Below are 22,195 nucleotides of genomic sequence, written 5' to 3' on the forward strand. Positions count from 1 at the left end.
ACCGCTCTGGCAAAAAATCGTCAGCGGTGCACCTGGCTCAGGCCGCTGCTTCGTAGCTGAGGTTGTAAGCATGTCTGCTATACCTGTCGGCTATACCTATACTCAGTCTTAGACTGCTACACCTGCTCACCCTCCCACATCATTCCATCCCATTTCTGTCATTCCGACGAAAGGAGGAATCTGTTACCCTAGCCACCGCCGGTGCGAGCGCAGCGGGAACCGGCGGTGAGACATGCTAGCAGTTCGTAACCGGTGTCTTCCTCACCGCCCTCACAAAAGCCGCATCTGCGCTGGCGCTGGATGTGCGGCAGGTATGGTATGAGATTCCTCCTTTAGTCGGAATGACAGTGGGTGTGTACTTCCCCCTGTGGTAATTCATTCATGGGAATCCCCTTCTGAGAGGGGCAGGGGTGGTTGCACCCGCAACTGCAGGACATCCCTTTGCTGTGAAGCCCCAAAATTAATACATTCAAAACCGCTACTCCCCATCCACGCCGAACTTGTAAATCGTTGTCTCGCTGTACTTCTCTCCCGGGCGCAGGATGGCGGAAGGGAAGCTCTCCTGGTTCGGGGAGTCCGGATAGTGCTGCGCCTCCAGGCACAAACCAGCGTAGCGATCATAGGTCGTGTTGTTGTGGCCGGTCAGCTTGCCGTCGAGGTGGTAGGCGGTGTAGAGCTGGATGCCGGGCTGTGTGGTGTGCACCTCCATCACGCGGCCTGTGGCTGGGTCTTCTAGCGTGGCGGCGCGTGTCAGTTTGTCTCCGCCTTCGCGTACCACATAGTTCAGGTCATAGCCGTAGCCCTGCAGGTTGTTGATGCGGTCGCCTACCGACTGCGGTTCAGTGAAATCGTAGGGTGTGCCTTCCACAGGTGCGAGCTCTCCGGTAGGTATCAGCATTTTGTCGGTGGCCGTGTACTGGTCAGCATGGATGGTCAACACATGTTTCAGGATGTCCTTTTCCTTACCGGCACTCAGGTTGAAATAGCTGTGGTTGGTCAGGTTGACTGGCGTGGCTTTGTCGGCGGTGGCTTCGTACTCTATCCTCAGGCCATTGTCATCGGTGAGGGTATAGGTCACCACGGCGCGCAGGTTGCCTGGGTAGCCCTCCTCGCCGTCCCGGCTCACGTAGGTCAGGCGGATGGCGTTCTGGTCGTGCAAATCCTCTGCTGTCCAGACCACACGGTCGAAGCCGATGTTGCCGCCGTGCAGGTGGTTGGGCGCGTCATTGGTGGCCAGTTTGTACTCCTGCCCGTCTAAGGTGAACCTGCCTTTGGCGATGCGGTTGGCGTAGCGCCCCACCACGCCCCCGAAGTGCGGGTCGTTGGGCACGTAGCCGTCCACGCTGTCAAAACCGAGCGCGACTTCGCCGAGGTTGCCGTCTCGGTCAGGTGTCATGATGGAGGTGACGATGGCGCCGTAGTTGGTGATTTTCACAGTCATGCCTGTGGCATTGGTCAGGGTAAAGAGCCTGACTTCCTGCCCGTCGGGGGCGGTGCCGAAGGGTTCGCTTTTGATGTTCATGGTCACTGCTTCGTCTGTTGATATGGTCTGTTCGTTTTGCTGTTCGGGGCTGGAGCAGCCGGATATACCAGCGGAACTGAGCCCCCCGAAAAGTGCGAACGCAAGGAGAGTGTTTCTCCAGATATGGTTTTTCATAAGCGCGCTTGCTGCTATCAAATCTACTAAAGTAAAGGTATAGGAACGGTGCTTATTTTTTCAGCACCAGAGTGCTGTAGGCGGGCAGTTGCACCGTGCCCTTCGCCTGCTGCGCGTTGTTGTGCCGGAACATCACCTGGGTATAGGCTTTCAGGTTATCAGGAAGGGTGACATTGGCCGCTGAACCGGACACGTTGTGCAGCACCAGCACGTTGTCATTTTCGTGCGTGCGCAGGAAAGCGCTTACAGCGCGGTTGTCCAGGGGAACGGGCTCTATGGCACCCAAGGTCAGGGCCGGGCTGCTGTTACGCAGCTTTATCAGCGTTTTGTAGTGGTTCAGCAATGAGGTTTTGTCTTTTTCCTGCACGGCGACCGGCCTTACCGTCTGCTCGGTGCTGTTCTGGGGCTCCATCCAGGTGGTGCGGCAGGCGTCCTTCTCCTTCACGTCCCACAGGAACGGCTCCCGGATTTGCTCGTCCGGCTTCTTGCCCAGCATACCTATTTCCTCGCCGTAGTAGATGTAAGGGGAGCCAGGCAAGGTAAGTAGGAGCGAGGCGCCTGTTTTGGCCTTGTTCATGTCGCTGTTCACTTCGCTCATGATGCGGTTCTGGTCGTGGTTACTCAGGATGGTGGCGTCCACGAAATCGGGGTTCACGTTCTGGTAAGCTCCTATGATGCGGTCGTGGTGGATAGCCAGTGAGTCGCCGGTACCATTTTTAAGGGCGTCCAGAATTTTCCAGCTCATCTCGAAGTTGAACAGAGCCGGCAGGCCCTTGGTATAAGGCGCTACGACATCGGCCTCTGCCCATACTTCGCCCACCAGGTATACATCGGGCTTCACCTTACGCATCTCCGCCAGAAACTCTTCCCAGAACTGGTGGTTGTCCTGCTGCCGGTCATCGGTGAAGATATGGCGGGCGGCGTCGAGCCGGAACCCATCCACCCCCACTTCCTCCAGCCAGAACCGCCCGATTTTATAGGCTTCCTCCCGCACTTTCGGGTTATCGAAGTTCAGGTCGGGCATACCACCCCAGAAGTAGCCGAAGTACTTGTAATCGCTGCCGGGTACGCTGTGCCAATGGTTCACGTTGTGGGAGTCATCGCCGGTGGTCTTGCCTTCGCTCTGGGTCTGCGGGTCGTCTTTGTGCGCCCATACATAGTAGTCGCGGTAGGGGCTGTTTGCATCTTTGGCGGCGGCCTTGAACCAAGGGTGGTCGCTGCCGGAATGGTTGAGCACCAGGTCAATTACCACGTTGATGCCGCGCTTGTGCGCCTCTGCGACAAACTCCTTGAAATCCGCCATGGTGCCGTAATCGGGGTGGATGCCGTAGTAGTCGGTCACGTCGTATTTGTGGTAGGAAGGAGAGGGGCTTATCGGCATCAGCCAGATGCCTTCTATACCTAATTGTTTCAGGTAATCGAGCTTGGAGGTCATGCCTTTGATGTCGCCGATGCCGTCGTTGTTGGAGTCGCAGAAGGACTGCACGAATATCTCATAGGAGACGCCGCGCGGCCAGTCACTTGCTTTGGCGGCGTGCGTAACAGGTGGCTGCTGGTTGCCGTTGTCGGCCTGCTGCGCCGGGGTGCTGCAGCCTACTATCAGGTATAGCGCAGGCAGGAGCAGCAGGTGCTGAAATAAGCTTCGTTTCTTCATGGTTGTTCTTGGCTTGCGTGTCAGTTGTTCGTCATGTTGCGGTCGGTATACCTGGGTAAACGATTGTCATATTCCTGCCCCCTTCGAAAAAGGATTTTTCCTGCGCCATGTCACTTGTAAAAATGTTGATTTATTTGCTGGTGATGTACTATGCTTCCTAATCTGCTTCGGTGATGTTATTCAAGGTGCCTATACTTCCGATAGCGCGGTGCTGCGGCAGTACCGCAACGCTGAGCAGGGCAACCAGCAGGTGCGAAGCTATCGGGACTGTAGAAAAGCTTCATGCTTTCGAAATCAATTTTTGAAAAAGACGCCATACTAATTTGAAACAAGCCCGGCAACAGGTATTGCCGGGCTTGTGAAGAGTTGTTTAAAAATCAGGCGAATGCTTTATTTCTCAATGAAGACATAGTGCCCGGTCAGGTCGTTGAACAGGATGGTATAGGTGCCGGCCGTCACTTTCAGGTTCTCGTTGCCCTGCGAAGTTTTTCCGAAAATCTCCGCCTCTTTTCCTTTCGGTGCGCCCCAGTTCACGTCCCAGTTGGGGGCGTGTCTGAACTTGAGCTCGGTATCTTCGGCAAAGGTATAGTCGATGGTCCAGGCGTGCGGATTGAAGGCTGATTTAGTCATCGGCTCAATGTCGCCCCAACCGTTGAACGCCCCAATGATGCCGACAGATGGGAAAGTTCGGGCACTGGCTGCATTGTATGGCTCGATGGAATAGGTGTTGTTGCGCAGGTCCAGGTTGACGGTGTAGAAACCAGCGGCCGGAATGGTAAAGGTGCCCGGGTCCGGGTCCTGTTCGGTCTCCCGGAAGGCTATGCCGTTGCTGCCGTTGTTGCCCCACTGTGGCGCCCACTTGCCTTTCACGCCCAGGAACTTCAGGCCACCAGCCTTCAACGGACCGGTGTAGGTATAGACGAACACATCCTCTTCGCTGCGGTACATGGGCGTTGCCTGAGTCTGGTCCCAGCCGAATTCTGTCGCGTCACCCACCAGGTACACGGTGGCATACGGGGGAGCAGAGAGGTATGGCGTCACGTTGAGGGTCGTCACATTGGAGAAAACCGGGTCAACGAACTCAGACACCTCTCCCTTGAGTCGTACGTCCACCTCATTTTCGGCAAAGCCCGTGATGGGCAGGCGGTTCAGCAGGCTGTTCAGCTCGGCCACGGTGAAGGTTTTCTCCATGGTATAGCCCAGGTCGCTCTCCACCGGCGCAGCAAAGTTGTTGCCTTTTATGTCCAGTTGCAGGGTATACCTGACGGCGGCGTCAAAGCCATAATCTGCCTGTGACCAGCGGAGGGTGACGGCTTCTTCTCCCGCCTCCTCTTCCAGCAACACCAGGTCAGTGGAGGAGGCCGTGAGGGCAGGGGCGGCACCTGCGTTCAGCACCACCCGGTCCTCGTCTTTCTCGCAGGAGAAAAGCACGAGCGAGAGCGCGCTGAGAAGGAATATCTTGTTTATCCACGTTTTCATTTGAAGGCTATTTAAAGTGATTGTATGGAAGGAACAGGTATAGACCTTAAATCTATACCTGCCTTGCCGTTATCTGTAATTCGGGTTCTGCACCAGGTTCGGGTTGGCAATCACGTCGTCAGTCGGCAGCGGGAAGAGCACCCGGAAGTCCTCCACGGCCCTGCCACCGGGCACGCCACCTTTCCATGGCCACAGGTAGTTGGCACCCGTGAACCGGCCAAAGCGAATCAGGTCGGTGCGGCGGTGGGCCTCCCAGCTGAGTTCGCGCGCGCGCTCATCTATGATGAAGTCGAGCGTGAGTTGGCCCTGCGTGATGTTGCCGCTTGTGCCGCCGTAGGCCCTGCGGCGCAGTTGGTTCACCAGGTCCAGGGCCTCAGCGGCGGAGCCGCCGCCACCTCTGAGCACCGCCTCGGCATACATCAAGTATACGTCACCTAGTCGGAACATCGGGAAGTCGGTGTCAGGGAAGGCACCGGTTGAGTGAGAGCCCTTCTGTCCGGTGGAGGTTACGTTCCGGTACTTGGTGATAGGGTAGCCCTCGGTGAACTCACCAATCTGGTTGATTTCCAGGCTGTGCCCCCGTGTGTGGAACATGGCGCGCTTGTCCTGCCCGTTGCCCGGGAACAGGTTCACGATGGCTGCGGTGGTGCGCAATCCGGCCCAGCCGCCTTCGATACCAAATGTATCTTTCTCCATAGTAGGGCCGACAGGAGCGTGCGTGAGGTAGGTCATGCCGCCGAAGGTCTGGGTTCGGGTACCGTCAAACGCGATGGGGAAGATGATTTCGGGGGACTTATGATTGTCTGCCCGGAACAGGTTGCCGTACCGTGGCTCCAGGCTGAACTGACCGGAGTCAATCACCTTCTTGGCGTAGGTAGCTGCTTCCGCATACTTGGGCTGGCCCGTGTATACCTCTGCGTTCAGGTATAGCTTGGAGAGGAGGGTCCAGGCGGCGGCCTGGTCTGCCCGGCCATACTCGTTGGTGCCGGCCGGAGCCAGTGCGTTCTCAATCTCCAGCAGTTCCTTTTCTACATAGCTGAAGAGCCTTTCACGGGTGACAGGCTCCGGGAAGAAAGCTCCTACACTGTTAGTGTCCGTTACGAACGGAACACCGCCACCATACAAATCCAGGGCGTGCCAGTAGCTCAGGGCTCTCAGGAAGCGGGCTTCGGCACGGTAGGTATTAGCCGTCTCCTGGTTGGTTCCCGTTATGCCGCGGTCATTCAGGCGGTCATCGGACAGCTCCCGGATGAACTCGTTGGTGAGCGACACCTGATAGTAGATGCGGCTGAACATGGCCGTCACGAACTGGTTGTTCGGCGTCCAGTTCATGGCATGCAGGTTCGGGAGGCCGGCATCGCCCCAGCCAATCACCGCCTCATCGGTGGTCAATTCCTGCAACTGCCAGTACTGGCGCAGGTAACTCGAGAAGCCCTCATCGCCGCCCAGAATGTCGGGGTTGCCGGCAGGGCCCTGCTGGCCTGTCACGGCATAGCCGGCGTACATCTTGGCCAGCACCTGCTTGTAGTTGTTGAAGTCGTTGTACACCGTGGCGGAGGTCACCTCGTAAGGCGGCACCTGGTCCAGGTCATCGGTACAGGCTGCGATGGAGAACGCCATCATACCTGCCAGCAAAATCTTCTTTATGTATTTCGTTATCATCTTTTCGGGCTTTTGTTATTGGAAGTCAATGTTCAGACCCAGGGAGTAGATGCGGGGCCGTGGATAGAAGTTGTTGTCGATGCCAGAGGCCACCTCAGGGTCAAGGCCAGAGTACTTGGTAATTACGAACAGGTTCTGACCGGTAGCCGTTGCCCTCAGGTTGATTCTGTCGTTCAGCACGCTGCCGAAGTTATAGCCCAGGTTCAGGTTGTCCATGCGCAGGAAGGAGGCGTTCTCCACGAAGTAATCCGAGAATAGACGCTCCGATTGCTCACCCACAAAGCCGGTCTCCCGCACGTTTGTAGGTATGGTGAGCAGGTAGCCGGGCCAGTCCAGGTTGTTGTAGAAGGCATTGGCCGCGTTGATGTTGTTGTACACATAGTTGCCGATGTTGGCACGCAGCACAAAGCCCAGGCTCCACTTGTCGTAGGCGAGCTGGGAGCTGAAGCCCAGGAACACTTTCGGGTCAATGCTCTTGTAGCGGTAGAGGTCATCGTCCGAGAAGCTGCCATCCTGGCTCAGGTCAGCATACAGTCGCTCTATCGGCCTGCCGTTTTGGTCGTATACCTGCTTGTACACATAGAACGCGTTGCGGGGGAAGCCCACGGAGTTGATTTGAATCTGGTTGCCCACGCCGCCGCCAATGCCACCTACCCGGAAGCCGATGGAGGTCCCATCGTCGGGTACCCTGCTCAGGTTCGTGATTTCATTCTCGTTGTAGGTGCCGTTGAAAGAGAGGTCCCAGCGCACGCGTTCGGTGCTGATGGCCGCGAAGTTCAGGATGGCCTCCACGCCTCTGTTCTCCAGGTTGCCTACGTTGGTGAAGAGGCGGTTGGTCAGGTTGGAACCTGCCGGTACTTGAATTTCAGCTAGCAGGTCTTTCGTCTTCTTGAAATAGTAGTCCAAGCTACCGGACACCCTGCCGTTCAGGATTCCGAAGTCCAGGCCGGCGTTCCAGGTCTCTGTCTCTTCCCATTTGATGTTCTCATCATAGCCGGCAGGCCGGAGGGTGGAGTAGAATTGGTCACCCAACTGGTACTGCGCCTCGTTGTTGCTGAACGCATAGCGCGGCAGGTATGGGTAGTACGGACCGATGTCCTGCTGGCCCGTCACGCCGTAGCCGAGCCTGAGTTTCAGTTCAGAAATGGCAGCCACGTCTTTGAGGAAAGCCTCCTCATTGATTCGCCAACCAAGGGCAAGGGCTGGGAAGGTACCCCAGCGGTTGTCCGGGCTGAATCGGGAGGAGCCATCCCGACGGATGGTAGCGGTTAGGAGGTAGCGGTCCCTGAAGGTATAGTTCAGCCTGCCGAAGAAGGAGATGAGCACGTTGGTGAACTCATTGGGTATAGGCGCTTGCGTAATGGTATCACCAGCGAAGTTCACCGTGGCAAACGGGGGTATTTCTGTATTGAACTTCTGGTAAGAGTAACCTCCCGTCAGGTCCACACGGCCGAAGGTGGCGTAGTCTTTCGCATAGTTCAGGTAGAAGTCCAGGAGGTTGTTGGTCTTTTTCTGCTCATACTGAGAAATGCTACCGCCTTGCGCATACACAGAGGCCAGCGTAGGAGGCAGCGTCACAGAGCCTTCGCCTTTGGAGACGTCGTAGCCCAGGTTCAGATTGGCGCGCAGGTCTGGCAGGAAATGCAGCTTGTAGTCGAGCTGTAAGTTGCCGATGCTTCTTCTCACCTCGCTGCGGTCGTTGCGTTGTTCCAGCATACTCAGCGGGTTGCGGGGAGCCAGTGTGTTAATGCCACTGCCTTCCATCCACTCAAAGTAGCCACCAAATGCGTTGCCTTCTTGGTAAACAGGCTGAGTTGGGTCAAAGGTCACTGCTGAGCCAATGGCGCCTTCATCGGCAAACCTGTTCTTGGCCAGGGAGCCTTTCACGTTCAAGTTTATCTTCAGGTGGTCATCCAGGAAAGAGGGGTTGAGGCTGAGGGAACCAGTTGTTCTTTTCACCCGGGATGTCTTCAAAACTCCTTCCTGGTCTAGGTGACCGATGGACACCCGGTAAGGCAGTGTATTGACAGAGCCGCTCACGCTCAGGTTGTTATCCGTTGTGAAAGCGTTCTGGTAGATGAGGTCCTGCCAGTCGGTGTTGGCGTTGCCTAGCAGGGCTCGGCTTCCTGGAAGGGCATATTGATTGACGGCTGCACGGTATTCATCACCGGTCAGCACATCCACGGTTTCGGTCACCTCAGCCAGTGATGCCTGCGAGCTCAGGCTGACGCGCATCTTGTCTCCGGCGCGGCCCTTTTTGGTTGTGATGATGATAACACCGTTGGAGGCACGGGAACCGTAAATGGCCGTGGCCGAGGCATCTTTGAGCACGTTGAAAGTCTCAATGTCATTCGGGTTGATCATCGACAGGGGGTTTGCGGAGCCCGATATACTGGCATTGTCCACGGGCACGCCGTCAATCACCACGAGCGGGTCGTTGCTGGCGTTGAGCGAGGAGCCACCGCGTATGCGGATGCGGCTGCCGGCGCCCGGCGCACCGCTGTTGGAGGTGATTTGCACCCCGGCCACTTTACCGGCAATGAGCTGCTCTGGCGTGGTGATGTTACCTTGCTGAAAATCTTCCTCCGAAACAACGGTCACCGAGCCGGTCAGGTCTTCTTTTCGCTGGGTACCATAACCTACCACCACTACTTCCTGCAGCGCCTTGGCGTCTGTTTGCATGGTCACGTTGATGGTAGACTGGTTGTTGATAGGCACCTGTTGGGTGGTGTAGCCGATGAAGGAGAATACCAATGTGCCACCGGAGGCAGGTACCGGAAGCGTGAACTCGCCGTTGGCATTGGTGGAGGTGCCGCGGGTGGTGCCCTGCAGCACAACCGTCACGCCAGGCAATCCTTCGCCGGTTTCGTCCAACACGCGGCCGCTCACGGCCACGTCCTGCACCACGTCAGCGGCGGGCATTGCCACAGGCCGGGCAATGTTGGCGGCAACCGGCGTCAGGTTGCCACTGGGCATGTTCAGCGGGCTATTGCCAGCGTTGGTTGCTAAACCCTGCCAACTGGTGGAGGTGGCGGCCAGGTTCGGCCCCGGCCCTTTGTAACCTTGAGCGGCTCCAGGTAACTGGAAGCAGCAAAAGGCCACAGCCAGTCCAAGGGAACCCAGTCTCTTAGTAGATGTATGTGCCATAGATAAGTGGTTTAATTATAGTGAGCTTGTTGTATGTTTCTCGTGTCAGGTATGCGCTAACTGTCTGTTTGTTGGGCTGCACCGGCATCATGTTCTTATATTTGTTGAAATACCCCTTGTCGCCTCTCTGAGAGGTATAGCGTGCCAGTTGTATCTGCTTTCCAGGTGCCTTTGTGTCTGCTGTTATGTTGCGTTTCGTTGTCTGGCTCATGTAGCTTGCCTGCTCGCGGTACTTAGTCCAATTTTCAGCCGTATGCTGGCCTGGTCAGGTACTACTTTATCTTTTTTCACGGTCGTATACGTGGAACTCTGAACCAAGGACACAGTTTTTTGCCTATGTTTAGAAGTCGTAAAATGAGCATGGCTTCGTAGAAGAAAAATTGCCCTTTGCCTGCCCTTCCCAACGCACATGCCCTGTAATTGCTATGGAATAGATACAATCGTAAGGTCGCTGAGTACTATTACGGATTATCAGGCAATTGGATTGTGTGAGTTTCCTCAAAAATGTTAGTGTAACAAGGGATTCAGATTTGCTTGGGTTGATAAAATGCAATTTGTTGGGGAGTAACCGGACAGTGTTTAGAAGCGTGTTGCTGACGTCTACCGATGGGTTCCTGTCACGAGCTGTTTTAGGTGTTGCTATACCTAAAGTGAGGAGCAGGAGAGGCGGCAGCTAGGTAGGTTAAATGAACCTGCGCAGTAGGAATTTGTATCCTGTGGCAGGGGAAGGAGCGATGCGTTTTATTTTTGGATGGGAAATACTTCCAGATGCTCCGCTCAGCCGTATAGAGGCTGTATACCTGCTCCCCCAAAAGATAATTGCCTGATTCTAATGCACGCTGCTATACCTGCCTGGAAGGTGGTACAGGTTCGTGTTTAGATACCTTGGCCTCAATTGTTTGACTGGAGCCTGTTTGCATCCTTCATTTCCTTAAGATATGGCACCTACCTCTACGCGTCTCTTCTGCTTTCTTGCCCTGTTTTTCGTGTCGCTGCCCCTGCTGTCGATTGGGCAGGCCGTGCAGACCATACCTGCCTTCCCGACGGAGAGCCAGGAGGTGACGCTGATTTTCGATGTGAAGCAGGCCAAGGATTCTCGTGCGCGCAACCTGTTGGGCAAAACCGATGACGTATACCTGTGGTCGGGTGCGGGCACGGTGGGCTCCACCAACGCCTTTGAGTACCAGCCAGCCGGGCAGACGAATTTCTCACAGCCTTTCGCGCCGGGTAAGATGACGTACCTGGGCAACGACCGCTGGGAACTCAAACTGGTGCCCAAACAGTACTTCGGCGTGCCGGCCGGTAAGACCATCAACCGGTTGGGGCTGCTGCTGAAGAATGGAAACGGCACCGCCCAAACCGAGGATTTCTTCGTAGATATCTACACCAATAGCCTGCAAGTAGTCCTAGAGTCGCCAGCCGGGGAAAACCTCTTCGTGGAGGCCAACGCCGCTATACCTGTCAAAGCCTCCGCCTCCGCTCCAGCCACCCTGACGGTGCGCCTTGGTAACACAGTGGTGCACACGGTGACCAACAGCGACAGACTGGCGTATTCTCTTTCTGCAGGGAATCAGGCCGGAGTTACCCGCACAGTGGAGGTGGAGGCCCGGACCGCCACCGAGACCGCCACTGACCGATTCACCTTCACTGTGAAACCCAAGCCGGCAGTGGCCGCCCTGCCCTCTGGCCTGAAGGATGGCATCAACTACACCGGTCCAGACAAGGCGGTGCTCGTGCTGTATGCTCCGAACAAAAGTTTCGTATACGCCATCGGGGAGTTCAACGAGTGGCAGCGCAGCCCACAGTACCTCATGAAACGCACCCCCGACGGAACCCGCTATTGGCTGGAGCTGGCCAACCTGCCGGTGGGGCAGGAGGTGGCGTTCCAGTACCTCGTGGATGGCACCATCGCCGTGGCGGACCCCTATGCCGAGAAAATCCTCGACCCGGACCATGACCGATTCATACCCGCCGCTACCTATCCCAACCTGAAGCCTTACCCCGAGGGGGCGACTGGTATTGTGTCGGTGCTGCAGACGAACCAGGCAGACTATACCTGGAAAGTGAAGGATTTCGAAAGACCCGAGCCGGAGAGCTTGGTGGTATACGAGCTGCACGTGCGCGATTTCATCGCGGCCCGCAACTACAAAACCCTGACCGATACGCTCACTTACCTGAAGCGGCTGGGCATCAACGCCATCGAGCTGATGCCGGTGATGGAGTTCACGGGCAACGACTCCTGGGGCTACAATCCGACTTTCTTCTTCGCGCCTGACAAGGCCTATGGCACCCGAAATGATTTGAAGGCCTTCATCGACAAGTGTCACGAACTAGGTATAGCCGTTATTCTGGACATCGTACTCAACCAGGCCGATTACGAGCACCCCTATGTGAAAATGTACTGGGACGATGAGCGCGACCGGCCTACAGAGAACAGCCCTTTCTTCAACCAGCAGGCCACGCACCCCTTCAGCGTGTTCTTCGACTTCAACCACGAAAGTCCGGCCACCAGGGCGCTGGTGGAACGGGTGAGCCGCCATTGGCTGGAGGAGTACAACATTGACGGCTACCGCTTCGACCTCTCCAAAGGGTTTACGCAGAAGAACACGGGGGAGAATGTGAGCGCCTGGGGGAATTACGATGCGGGCCGCGTCGCGACTTGGAAGCGCATCTACGACGAAATCAGGCGCTACGACGAGACGGCCTACGTCATTCTGGAGCACTTTGCCGACAACCAGGAGGAGCGTGAATTGGCCAATTACGGAATGCTGTTCTGGGGCAACCTCAACCACGATTATCGCAACATGGCCAAGGGGCAGCCCGCGAATCCGCAGTGGATTTCCTACCGGGTGCGGGAATGGGAAAAACCCCATGTGATAGGGTATATGGAGAGCCATGATGAGGAGCGCCTGGTATACGATGTGCTGCAGAACGGCAACCGAGACGGCAGCTACAACACCCGCAGCCTTCCCACTGCGCTAGACCGGGCTAAGCTGGCAGCTGCCTTCTTCCTGCCAATACCTGGACCCAAAATGATTTGGCAGTTCGGAGAGTTAGGTTATGATGTGTCCATTGAGCAGGGCGGCCGCACGGGAGCCAAGCCCATCCGATGGGAATACCAGCAGCAGGCCGAGCGCCAGAAACTGTACCAGGTATACGCCGAACTCATCCAACTCAAACTGACAGAGCCGGCCTTCTCCACTTCTGATTTCAAGCTGGACCTGACAGGTATGGTGAAGCGTATCATGCTGTACCATGAGAGCATGGATGTGTTCCTGGTGGGTAACTTTGATGTGAAGCGGCAGCTTGTGCCAGGCAATTTTCCGGTGGCCGGCATCTGGTACGATTTCTTCTCAGGCCGCGAAATCAGCATAACCGATGTCGCGGAGGATATACAGCTGGAGCCAGGCGAGTTCCACCTCTACAGCACCAAAAAGCTGGAAACACCACCACCCGGACTGGTGCCCTGGCAGGGGGTGGTGCTGTCAGCCGAAGAAGAGGAACTGGCAGGCGAGAAGGTGCAGGTATATCCGAACCCGCTACAGGAAACCACGCTGCTTGACTTGGCGGGTGACTTCAGGGGGCAGGTGCAGGTGCAGCTCATCGACATGACCGGTCGCCAACTCCAGACGGTGCGTTTCCTCAAGCACCAGCAGCACCAGCTGCAGCCTATCCGGTTACAGCGGGTGCCGGCCGGCATCTATTATCTGCAGGTGGAGCAGGGCGACAAAAGTACTTCCCATAAAATGACAAAGGTGCAGGAATAGCCTTTCCTGCACCTTCATTCTACCTGATTTCTATAACTATTTTTTCCCAATCACCTTGATCATGGTGCCAGACTGTACCTGGTCGTTCAGTTCCATACCATTGAGGATGGCCAGCTCGTTCATGCGGTTGCTGGGCACGTTGTTGCTGCTGAGCGCGTTGGCCAGTGTCGTGCTCTTGTTGATGGTCACGATTTTGATGCGCTCCGGCTGCCGGTTGATTTTGTCGGGGTCGGTCAGCTGCTTGAAGCTCTGCATGGTGTTGCTGAACAACTGGAAGTAGTTGTTGAAATCATTGGCCGTGGTGATGCCCATCAGGCTGTAGATGTTGCCGCCATACTGTATCAGGTACGTGAGCGTACGGAGAGGCGGCTGTTGTTGCTGCTGCTGCTGTTGTTGGGGCTGCTGGTCGGCCACCATGGCCAGGGCAGGCAGTCCGTTCACAGTCACCTGCTTGGCCTCCACAGCCTGCAGCCCATACTGCTTGAGCAGCTGCTGTGCCGCCTCCTCTAGGTTGGCACCGGGAGCCAGTGTCAACGCCATCATAGCCCTGCCATCTTTGGGACCCATCTGTACTTGCTGCGGTGAGTTCTGGTGTCCCCATCCCGAAGGTATGGCAAACTGGAACTTGAGCTCCGGATGGTAGAAGGTGGAGTTTTCCACAAAGCCCTGCTTCGGGTCTTCGCCGTAAATCAGCCCGTCAATCATCTTCAGGTAATTGTTGCGGTTGATTTGGGCATTGGTCAGGTTCTGCTTCTTTTGCTCTTCTACCGCCAGTTGCGTCACCGTCTGGTAGCGGTCGCCGGGGTTAGGGTGTGTAGAAAGGAAAGAAGGTATAGGCTCGGCCCCCGTGTCCTCCGACTGGCGCTGCAGCGTGAGGAAGAAGTCGGCCATTTCCTTGGCGTCGTAACCTATTTTGGTGGAATACTCCACGCCTAATTTGTCTGACTCCCGCTCAGCGTCACGGCCAAATTTGAGAAACAACAGACCCAGGCCCTGCATGGCCGTCTCACCATACTGTGCTATGGTAGGCGACAGAATCATACCCAGCAACAGGCCGCCCTGTGCCAGTGTGGCCTTGCTCTGCTGCTGCACCGTGTGACGCGCCGCAATGTGGCCTATCTCATGCCCCAACACCCCAGCAAACTGCGCCTCGTTGTTGAAGTGCGCCATAATGCCACGGGTGAAATATACGTAGCCTCCTGGCACGGCAAAGGCGTTCAGGACGGGGGAGTCGACTATCTTGAATTCATACTTGATGTTGTTGCGGTGCGAGACAGCAGCCATCTTCTGGCCTTTGTCGTTGATGAAGCGCTGCAGCTGTGGGTCTTCGTAGAGTCCAAACTGGGCCACAATCTGTGGGTCCGCCTCCTGGCCCATGGCTATTTCCTGGTTCTCAGAAATAAACGCGACGTCTTTCTTGCCTGTCACCGGGTTGGTGGAGCAGGAGCTGGCTATCAGAAAGGTCAGCGTGAAGAATGAGTAAATGCTATATTTTTTCATCGTCTTAAGAGTTATGTTCTGGAGTTGCACCGCCAGGTATAGCGGACATCTCAAGAAAGCTATATTTTTCTCTTTGCAACGATTCTACAATTGATTGGTTGCAGCAGCTGTAGCGCAGCCTAGTCCTGGCGCAGCGAAGCCGCATCTTCCGGCGAAAATTGCATCGGATACGACACGCTTACTTTTCCTGCCTTCACCTTGCTGAGTCTGCTGTCCAGCGGTTCCAGTTGCGTGGGCGACAGCCGGTCCAGGTATAGGATGCCTTGGGTGTGGTCGAACTCATGCTGCACCATGCGGGCGGTCAATCCGGAAAGGGTACGGACCTGCGTCTGGAACTGCCTATCTTGGTACTCGATGGTGATGCGCCAGGGCCTTTGCACTTCTGCCTGCAGCGAAGGTATGCTCAGGCAGCCTTCATCATCTTGCCACGACTCTTTGGATTGCAGCAGGAGGCGCGCGTTCAAAAACGTTTCTTTGATGCCCTGGTCGAAGGGGAAGAAGGCCTTCCGGTCTTGGGGGTGCATGCGGGAGTAAGTCCGCTGGCTATCCACCACAAACAGCCGGATGGGATGGTTCACCTGCGGGGCGGCCAGTCCGCAGCCGCCGGCGCCATACATGGTCTCCCACATGTCGTCAATCAGTTTTGCTGGAGCGCCGGATAGGAGGCAGTCACCGGCTGGCATGGCTGCCTGAGTATGGGCTGGCCGTAGGCTACAATGGGAAGAATCATGAGGATGTGAGGTTGCTTCAGTCGTAGTCGGGTATGTTCTGGCCCAGGATAATGTCGCGCTCCGCTACCAGCATGCCGTTTTCTTTACGAAGCGTAACGATGCCGGAGCCGCCACGGTTTGGTCGGGAAGCTAGCTCTTGCTGCGTCAGCAGCGGGTCTCCCTCAAACAGGAAGTCATCTAGGTAATACTCGTTCTTGTCCGGCTCCTTGACGGTGACATGGATATGGGCGGGTTCGGTCCGGGAGGGGTAGGACTCGGGTTTGATGGTATAGAAGGTATAACGGCCGTCGGGGCCAGTCTTCACCCAGCCGCGCATGTAGCCATGCCGCTTGCCCCAGCCCTTTTCGTCTCCTTTGGTGGGGTAGATGCCCGTTTCATCGGTGTGGTAAAGGTATAGGATGACGCCTGCTGCGGGCGTCTTGCCATCCGATTGGTAGATGGTACCGGTTACTTTGAGGTTCTGCCCCTGCTGCCCAAAGCCCGGAAGCGTATCGGAGGGGGAGAGCGTTCGGCCGCCGTGCTCATGGATGGCCTCGCAGCCCTCGCAGGGGCCGCCAACATGACGCTGGCTTTGCTGCTGTTCCCGGTTTTCCTGCGCCTGGCACCCGATGGCCAACAGCAGCGTTAGACAAAACAGAAAGCACTTTCTCATAGGTATGGATGGTTTGCCGTTTCCTGTTGTGTTTACGTGTTACAGGGGCAAAGTGGATTTTTTTTACAGTCTTTGGCTAGCTCCGCAGGCCGCTATCAGCTTCTGCAGGCGGCTGCGTTTGGTGGCTTCCTGCCTGGCGTCCATCACCCAATGAATCATACGCTTTTGGTAGGAGGGAGCCTGTGCCTGAAAATACCGCCAAGCCTGTCCATTCGCTTTGAACTCGTTTTCGAAGTCAGTTGAAAGCGGAACCGCCTCCTTTTCGTAGCTGTAGATGACCGAGTTGCTTTCCTCTCGTTTCGCGTAGCTGGCCAATCCTACTGCCTGCATGCGGCCTGTCCGGGTGAGCTCCTCCACTTTCCGGATGTTCACGGCACTCCAGGTGCTCTTGGGTTTGCGGGGCGTGAAGCGGATGCTGTAGCTGTCAGCGTCAATGGAGCGGCGGACGCCGTCTATCCAGCCAAAGCAGAGCGCCTCGTCTACCGACTCTGGCCAGGTCATGCTCGGCCTGCCGCTCCCCACTTTGTAGAAACCCACCAGAAGCGAGGTGGCGGTGGCATGGTTTTGTTCCAGCCACTCCCTGAAATCAGCGGGCGAGGCGAAGAAAGTGGGGGTGGTGGTGTCTGTTTGGGAAATCATACAGGTATAGCGTAAGGTTTGGAAGGCTCAAAAGTGCTGCTGCAGGTATAGCCCAAAGGCTGTATTCATATTATTTTTCGACGCTGCTCCTACTCCAGCACCTTCACGTTTTGGGGCAGCACCTTTACCGTACTGTCGCCGTTTTCGTGATATTCTATCATGATAGCCTGGTTGTTCTCACCCTTCACCACCCGGAAGCCTGGCCTGCCGCGTCCCGGCCTCTGAGGACCTTCTCCAGGCTTGTATACCTTCACGTTCATGGGTTGGGGCTCTGAGGTTACCACCTGTCCCTTGGCGAAAGTAGTCTTGGTAGGCCAGCCTTCGGTATAGAATACCGTTTTGTCGAGGGTGGCGTCCCGGTTGTAGTAGTGCCAGTCGCCCTGCCGGTAAAAACGAGGCTTTGTGCCCGTACGGTCCAGAATGGAAGTGCCGCGGACAGCCACCTGCCCGCTTGGGTAATACTCCACTGACTCTATGTAGTTCTTGCTGTCTTTGATTCGGCCCTTCTCCTCTTTCCGGAGGTTGCCAGCAGTATCATAGGTTCGCCACTTCCCCACCATGAGCCCATGCCTGTACCGGCCTTTCGTCGTCATCTTCTCGCCCTGCCCGGTAGCCTCGGTGTCAAAGAACCACCTGCCATGATGCAGCCCTTCTCTGTCGAATTGGTTCTTGAAGAACAGGTTGATGATAGGCAGTGTTTTGAACTGGGCCTGAGCGAAATAGCTATAACACAGCATAAAGCTGCAAACCAGGAGCGGCTTCAGGTATGTCTGCATAGGCTGTCGTTAGCTGTCTCTTAAAAGCAAGAAAGAAGTCCCGAGGCTATACCTGTTCAGGAGGCGTCTGCCGGTAAGCCATGGGAGGATACAAAGCGAATATAAGAAAATTATCGAAAATGGGAGCGAGGGGGCGTGAAAGCCGTAAGCCTTGGTAATCACAGCAGGTATCGCCAATTTTGCAGGTATGTATACAAGGGAACAGGCATCAAAACTCAGGCAGGCTTTCTGGACGGCGTTTGGGCAGTACATGGCTCCGGTCACTTCGGTAGAGGGCATACCTGCTAACTGGATAAACTATAAGACCGGGCTCAAAAACGTGTATTTCCGGATGCAGGCCGATAAGAAGAAGGCATCCATCGGCATCGAGATGACGCAGCCCGACCCGGAGATTCAGCAGATGTTCTTCGAGCAGTTCATGGCCCTGAAAGAGCTCCTGCACAGCACCGTAGGGGAGGAGTGGGAGTGGGACCTGCATACCTATGACGAGAACGGCAAGCAAATCAGCCGTATCTATGCCGAACTGACCGGGGTGAGCGTGTTCAATCAGGACGACTGGCCCGCCCTCATCTCCTTCTTCAAGCCCCGCATCATCGCCCTGGACGAGTTCTGGAGTGACGCCAAGTATAGCTTCGATGAACTGCGATAGCGAACTGATTTATAATCGGTTGCGGGCCTGCCGCTTTAGCGGCTCCAGCAGGTGCTCCAAGCCATTTATCTTGATTTCGTAGAGGGTAGCCAGCAGCATGCCCAGCTTGCCAGCCGGAAAGCCTTCCCTGGCAAACCACTCCAGGTATGACACCGGCAGGTGGCAGAGCAGCGTGTCCTTGTACTTGCCAAAGGGCATCTTCATCTTCACCAGTTCGGTCAGCATGTTAGGGTCGGGTTGTGCAGGGATTGTCATGTCGTGGGTAGGTATAGGTGTTCCGATTGTCCTGGCTGTTGTGCCAAATGAGTGGCCGAAGCTCCGGCATCAACGGACCAGGAAGGGCAGCAAAGATAACCAGTAATCGCCTGAAGGTGGCTATTCAGGATTGTCTCAACAAGAAATAAACCTGACTAGACGGTGGTAGAGGTGGCCCACATTATCTCTTTCAAATTGAATGTAGCTGTTTAGGCAAGTATGGACATATTGGTGGTTTTAAGGGTGTTATTTGGAGTGGATGCCTTACTTGAAACGGTAGTTAAGGCCAGTGTTGAGCATGAGATTCCTATGAAACGAATTGGCCGATGACTCCCGCTTGAATGCTGGCCTTGCCTGTACTGCAAGCCGTAGCTGGTGTTGCTGATGGCGAACCCGATGAAGAACCTGCCTGGCACAGTATCCGGCGTGGCTGTCTGCTGGGCCGAGGCAGAAGCGGAACATAGGGCAAAGAGGAACAAAAAGGTGAGCAGTCTTTTCATAATGATGAGGTTGAGATAGTAATTAGTATCCGACTCATTCCCATGAGCTTATATAGTATAAGATTTATATATAGGAAAAATGGTTGCATGCCTATGTGTCACCTCAGTAAATAAAATGTACCGGAGGGAGAAGTTACGGTTTAGCTGTCGCACATGGGGTAAGGGCAGGTATGGGAAGCGGTAAAATAAAAAAAGGCCCTCTGGGAGCAGAGGGCCTTTTCAATTACCTATGACGGGGAATTACATTCTGGAGTATTCGTACTTCTTTTCTACCTTGGCAGAGATAAGGTCCTTACCGTTGGCATCTACGCCATACTTCTCAAAGTTATAGGATTCCGTCAGCACCATGTCAGTGGCGGTCAGGTTTTCTACGGTGTAGATGGTGGTGGCCTCCGCTCTATTGCCATTCGCAGGAAGGATGACAATCATCTTCTTGGTGCCGTCCTCTTCCACTACATACTTGCGGCTGTCCCAATTCTCAGCCTCCTCACCCTTGAAACGCACTGTGCCATCACTCTTGAACTCGAAGCGGTTGTCCAGGTTCGTTCTGTTCTCGTTGTGCACGACTTCGTTGTTGTCGTTGTAGTAGTCATAATTGTAGGCGTGCATCTTCCAATTGCCAAAAATCATTTTCTCAGTCTCGGTAGCAGCCGGGCCGTTCTCTTCGTCGTCTTTGGAGCAGCTTGTGAAAAGAGCCAATACGAGCAGGGGGAGAAATAGTAATTTTTTCATATCAGTTAATAGTTAATTAGGAAAAATTGCGTTTGAAGTGAAAGTGCTATATAGTTGTTAAGCTGCTGTGAATACGGTGCAAGGGCCAAAAGGATGCAAAAACATACTTGCAATTTGAGAATAGCTTTTAAGTCAGCAATAACTTTCTGAGATAAAGGAAGATACAAGATTTATTTAATTAGTATTATACCAATATTAAGTTAAACAGAGGTGTCTGTTTGTAATGCAATACGTGGCACAGTTCGTCGGCAAGTTCGAACCTTTTCATACCTATTGAAGCAGTAGATAGGCTGTTAGGAAGAGATATACCAAGTCATTTGCCTCCTCCTGAGGTCAAGAATAACTTATCCTTATCGCCTTCTAAGTGAGGCTAAGCGGCCTATTTGGCTGAAAGTCATGGCAAAAGCTAAGCCTCCGATATTTTGAGGTTTTAAATGGACGCCGCCCCTGCACTTTTCTTCGTTTTATGTGTTGTGCAGGTATGGAATTCTTTGTAGCAAAAGACTCGGTCGTGCGGGAAATATGGGGGAAAGGGGACACCATCCTCTTCATCTTTGCCGGTGCCTCTGCTGAGTTTGCCTTGAACAAGGCTGTGGATTGGCTGTATTTCACTGGGCGTCTCCCGGCCGACCCGCTGGGCAGGCTTTTTTCCACGGTTGGGTATGCCCGCCAGATAGTCTTCTCGGAGCTGGAAGCGGCGCACCGGGCCATTGACAAGATGGCGGCCATACACGCCGGCGTAGAGGCTAAGCGGGGCATGTCTATACCTGACTGGGCGTACCGCGATGTGCTGTTCATGCTGATTGACTATTCCATCCGGTCGTACGAGCTGCTGGAGCGGCCTCTGACGCTGGCGGAGCGGGAGGAGGTGTTTGAGGTGTTCTACAGGGTCGGCTACCGCATGGGCCTGCAGGGACTGCCGACTACCTACGCGGACTGGCGGCTGATGCGGGAAGGACACCTCCAACAGAACCTGGAGCGGAGCCACTACACCGATGACCTCTACCGGCAATACCGCAGGCACCTGGGCCCCATCCGTTATAAGTTGCTGCTGGAGGGGCAAAAACTCATTGTTCCCGCCACCGTGCGTCGGCAGCTGGGACTTGCAGGTATACCCTTGTTGCGCCCGGTGCTCGGCGCGTATAAGCTGAGCCGCAGGTTCAACGCTGACTGGCTCTTGAAGTCGATGATTCTTCCCCCGGCTTACAAGTCTGAAATCAAGGCGCTGGACAGCCAAACCGCTTAGCCTTTTGGGAGCCGGGTTGCTATACCTTGGCTGCTTTCGATTCGCTGGAGAGGTAGTCCCTGATTTCGGCTGCCGTTTGCCGGGCGGTTCTGCCCACGGCGATGAGGGTGGCAGAGGCGAAGCCTGTCCAACTTCCGTAGCCCACCAGCCAGAGCCCAGGCTGCTCCAGTGCGCGTGTCCCCTTCACAGGTATCTTACCGGCCTCCTCCTGCAGGTGCAGGCACTCCAGGTGGCCCAGCACGTTCCGGAAGCCCGTGCACCAGATGACCGCGTCCATTTTCTCTTTCGTGCCATCCGGCCATTCTACCCCTTCGGCGTAAAAGCGGACAAACGGCCGCACCGTATGCAGCACGCCGCGGTCACGTGCCTCCTTCACCGGCGGCACCATCACGATGTTGCCCACGTTCAGTTGAGTGGCATCCAAATCTTGGCCCTTCTGCAGGGCGTAGTAGCGCGCCGAGGCTTGGTCGAAAAGCACACGGCCATCCACATCATCTGGCAGGAAGGTGACCTCCTCCAGCGTCACCCATTTGGTATTGGCTACTTTGGATACCTCCGCCAAAATCTGGGCGCCGGAGTTGCCACCACCTACTAGCAGCACCTTCTTTCCCTGGAATGGCTCTGGGTTGCGGTACTGCGCGGAATGCAATTGTGTGCCTCGGAATGTATCTGCACCGGCATACTCAGGTATAAATGGCTGCTGAAAGGAACCAGTTGCGCTGATGACGGTGCGGGAGTGGTAAGTGCCCTTGTCGGTCCTGATTTCGAACACACCCTCCTGAAAGCATACCTCCTGCACCCGAACCGGCCGCTCGACCGGGATGCTATACCTGTTCTCATACTGCGTCAGGTAGGCGACCACTTCGTCTCGGGAGGGAAACTCGCGTTCGCTCTCCGGCATCAGCCAACCGGGCAGGCTGCTGAAGGCGGCCGGAGAGAACAGAGTCAGGGAATCCCAGTAACAGCTCCAGGAGCCTCCCGGCACCGGCTGGTCGTCCAGCAGTACATAAGCCAGCTTCTCCCTGCGGAGGTAATACGCACAGGCCAGCGCACTTTGTCCGCCGCCTATCACGATGGTGTCATATAGCGTCTGCATGGTGATGATTATTTGAACTAAGTTAAACGGTTGAACAGGAAATCTATACCTGG

Annotated in this window: 17 protein-coding genes; 3 read left to right on the top strand and 14 right to left on the bottom strand. The window is 55.4% G+C overall.

All coding sequences use genetic code 11. The annotated features are described in order from the left end of the window. Window positions 1–478 precede the first annotated feature (478 nt). The 6 genes from B051_RS0113160 to B051_RS0113185 form a co-directional block, all read right to left on the bottom strand. The gene (locus tag B051_RS0113160) at window positions 479–1,657 is read right to left on the bottom strand and encodes an aldose epimerase family protein (protein WP_018478674.1); all 1,179 of its coding nucleotides are present in this window, start codon (window positions 1,655–1,657) and stop codon (window positions 479–481) included. 52 nt (window positions 1,658–1,709) lie between these two features. Continuing rightward, entirely contained in the window at window positions 1,710–3,311 is a 1,602-nt protein-coding gene (locus B051_RS0113165) for an alpha-amylase family glycosyl hydrolase (RefSeq protein WP_018478675.1), read from the bottom strand. A gap of 390 nt (window positions 3,312–3,701) precedes the next feature. Continuing rightward, window positions 3,702–4,790, bottom strand: a complete 1,089-nt coding sequence (locus B051_RS0113170) for a SusE domain-containing protein (RefSeq protein WP_018478676.1) — start codon at window positions 4,788–4,790, stop codon at window positions 3,702–3,704. Window positions 4,791–4,859: 69 nt separating this feature from the next. After that, window positions 4,860–6,452, bottom strand: coding sequence for a RagB/SusD family nutrient uptake outer membrane protein (locus B051_RS0113175; RefSeq protein ID WP_018478677.1), 1,593 nt, complete (start codon window positions 6,450–6,452; stop codon window positions 4,860–4,862). A 15-nt stretch (window positions 6,453–6,467) separates the two neighbouring features. Continuing rightward, window positions 6,468–9,599: a SusC/RagA family TonB-linked outer membrane protein gene (locus B051_RS0113180; protein WP_018478678.1), complete on the bottom strand. Its 3,132-nt coding sequence runs from the start codon at window positions 9,597–9,599 to the stop codon at window positions 6,468–6,470. Next, the gene (locus tag B051_RS0113185) at window positions 9,580–9,810 is read right to left on the bottom strand and encodes a hypothetical protein (RefSeq protein ID WP_018478679.1); all 231 of its coding nucleotides are present in this window, start codon (window positions 9,808–9,810) and stop codon (window positions 9,580–9,582) included. The genes B051_RS0113180 and B051_RS0113185 overlap by 20 nt, the downstream gene beginning before the upstream one ends. Before the next feature lie 727 nt (window positions 9,811–10,537). Between B051_RS0113185 and B051_RS0113190 the strand changes: the two genes are divergently transcribed. Further along, window positions 10,538–13,366, top strand: coding sequence for an alpha-amylase family glycosyl hydrolase (locus B051_RS0113190; RefSeq protein ID WP_018478680.1), 2,829 nt, complete (start codon window positions 10,538–10,540; stop codon window positions 13,364–13,366). Window positions 13,367–13,402: 36 nt separating this feature from the next. Here B051_RS0113190 and B051_RS0113195 read toward each other — a convergent pair whose 3' ends face one another. From B051_RS0113195 to B051_RS0113215, 5 genes are all read right to left on the bottom strand, one after another. Then, window positions 13,403–14,866: a M48 family metalloprotease gene (locus B051_RS0113195; RefSeq protein WP_018478681.1), complete on the bottom strand. Its 1,464-nt coding sequence runs from the start codon at window positions 14,864–14,866 to the stop codon at window positions 13,403–13,405. Between the two features lie 119 nt (window positions 14,867–14,985). Further along, complete coding sequence (gene def / locus B051_RS21835) at window positions 14,986–15,549, bottom strand: peptide deformylase (RefSeq protein WP_211214339.1); 564 nt, start codon at window positions 15,547–15,549, stop codon at window positions 14,986–14,988. A 64-nt stretch (window positions 15,550–15,613) separates the two neighbouring features. After that, entirely contained in the window at window positions 15,614–16,249 is a 636-nt protein-coding gene (locus B051_RS0113205) for a dioxygenase family protein (protein ID WP_018478682.1), read from the bottom strand. A 63-nt stretch (window positions 16,250–16,312) separates the two neighbouring features. After that, a complete protein-coding gene (locus tag B051_RS0113210) occupies window positions 16,313–16,888 on the bottom strand; it encodes a YdeI/OmpD-associated family protein (RefSeq protein WP_018478683.1) in 576 nt (191 codons plus the stop codon). 89 nt (window positions 16,889–16,977) lie between these two features. Then, on the bottom strand, window positions 16,978–17,664 hold the full coding sequence (locus B051_RS0113215) for a toxin-antitoxin system YwqK family antitoxin (protein WP_018478684.1): 687 nt from the start codon (window positions 17,662–17,664) through the stop codon (window positions 16,978–16,980). 187 nt (window positions 17,665–17,851) lie between these two features. On the opposite strand from B051_RS0113215, the gene B051_RS0113220 reads away from it, so the two are divergent. After that, entirely contained in the window at window positions 17,852–18,313 is a 462-nt protein-coding gene (locus tag B051_RS0113220) for a DUF4268 domain-containing protein (RefSeq protein WP_051080668.1), read from the top strand. Between the two features lie 9 nt (window positions 18,314–18,322). Here the strand turns inward: B051_RS0113220 and B051_RS0113225 are convergent, their stop codons facing one another. After that, entirely contained in the window at window positions 18,323–18,568 is a 246-nt protein-coding gene (locus tag B051_RS0113225; RefSeq protein WP_018478686.1) for a DUF3820 family protein, read from the bottom strand. Between the two features lie 740 nt (window positions 18,569–19,308). After that, on the bottom strand, window positions 19,309–19,800 hold the full coding sequence (locus B051_RS0113235) for a hypothetical protein (protein ID WP_018478687.1): 492 nt from the start codon (window positions 19,798–19,800) through the stop codon (window positions 19,309–19,311). Window positions 19,801–20,281: 481 nt separating this feature from the next. On the opposite strand from B051_RS0113235, the gene B051_RS0113240 reads away from it, so the two are divergent. Beyond that, window positions 20,282–21,046 (top strand): oxygenase MpaB family protein, encoded by a 765-nt coding sequence (locus tag B051_RS0113240; protein ID WP_018478688.1) that lies wholly within the window; start codon window positions 20,282–20,284, stop codon window positions 21,044–21,046. Window positions 21,047–21,065: 19 nt separating this feature from the next. On the opposite strand, the gene B051_RS0113245 is transcribed toward B051_RS0113240, so the two are convergent. Continuing rightward, window positions 21,066–22,142, bottom strand: coding sequence for an ArsO family NAD(P)H-dependent flavin-containing monooxygenase (locus tag B051_RS0113245; protein WP_018478689.1), 1,077 nt, complete (start codon window positions 22,140–22,142; stop codon window positions 21,066–21,068). Window positions 22,143–22,195 lie beyond the last annotated feature (53 nt).

Source organism: Pontibacter roseus DSM 17521 (assembly GCF_000373265.1).
GTDB lineage: Bacteria > Bacteroidota > Bacteroidia > Cytophagales > Hymenobacteraceae > Pontibacter > Pontibacter roseus.

Bases quoted from the DNA above. Each gene is read 5' to 3' on its own strand.
- B051_RS0113160 (WP_018478674.1), bottom strand. From the start codon at position 1,657: ATGAAAAACCATATCTGGAGAAACACTCTCCTTGCGTTCGCACTTTTC.
- B051_RS0113165 (WP_018478675.1), bottom strand. From the start codon at position 3,311: ATGAAGAAACGAAGCTTATTTCAGCACCTGCTGCTCCTGCCTGCGCTA.
- B051_RS0113170 (WP_018478676.1), bottom strand. From the start codon at position 4,790: ATGAAAACGTGGATAAACAAGATATTCCTTCTCAGCGCGCTCTCGCTC.
- B051_RS0113175 (WP_018478677.1), bottom strand. From the start codon at position 6,452: ATGATAACGAAATACATAAAGAAGATTTTGCTGGCAGGTATGATGGCG.
- B051_RS0113180 (WP_018478678.1), bottom strand. From the start codon at position 9,599: ATGGCACATACATCTACTAAGAGACTGGGTTCCCTTGGACTGGCTGTG.
- B051_RS0113185 (WP_018478679.1), bottom strand. From the start codon at position 9,810: ATGAGCCAGACAACGAAACGCAACATAACAGCAGACACAAAGGCACCT.
- B051_RS0113190 (WP_018478680.1), top strand. From the start codon at position 10,538: ATGGCACCTACCTCTACGCGTCTCTTCTGCTTTCTTGCCCTGTTTTTC.
- B051_RS0113195 (WP_018478681.1), bottom strand. From the start codon at position 14,866: ATGAAAAAATATAGCATTTACTCATTCTTCACGCTGACCTTTCTGATA.
- def (WP_211214339.1), bottom strand. From the start codon at position 15,549: ATGCCAGCCGGTGACTGCCTCCTATCCGGCGCTCCAGCAAAACTGATT.
- B051_RS0113205 (WP_018478682.1), bottom strand. From the start codon at position 16,249: ATGAGAAAGTGCTTTCTGTTTTGTCTAACGCTGCTGTTGGCCATCGGG.
- B051_RS0113210 (WP_018478683.1), bottom strand. From the start codon at position 16,888: ATGATTTCCCAAACAGACACCACCACCCCCACTTTCTTCGCCTCGCCC.
- B051_RS0113215 (WP_018478684.1), bottom strand. From the start codon at position 17,664: ATGCAGACATACCTGAAGCCGCTCCTGGTTTGCAGCTTTATGCTGTGT.
- B051_RS0113220 (WP_051080668.1), top strand. From the start codon at position 17,852: ATGTATACAAGGGAACAGGCATCAAAACTCAGGCAGGCTTTCTGGACG.
- B051_RS0113225 (WP_018478686.1), bottom strand. From the start codon at position 18,568: ATGACAATCCCTGCACAACCCGACCCTAACATGCTGACCGAACTGGTG.
- B051_RS0113235 (WP_018478687.1), bottom strand. From the start codon at position 19,800: ATGAAAAAATTACTATTTCTCCCCCTGCTCGTATTGGCTCTTTTCACA.
- B051_RS0113240 (WP_018478688.1), top strand. From the start codon at position 20,282: ATGGAATTCTTTGTAGCAAAAGACTCGGTCGTGCGGGAAATATGGGGG.
- B051_RS0113245 (WP_018478689.1), bottom strand. From the start codon at position 22,142: ATGCAGACGCTATATGACACCATCGTGATAGGCGGCGGACAAAGTGCG.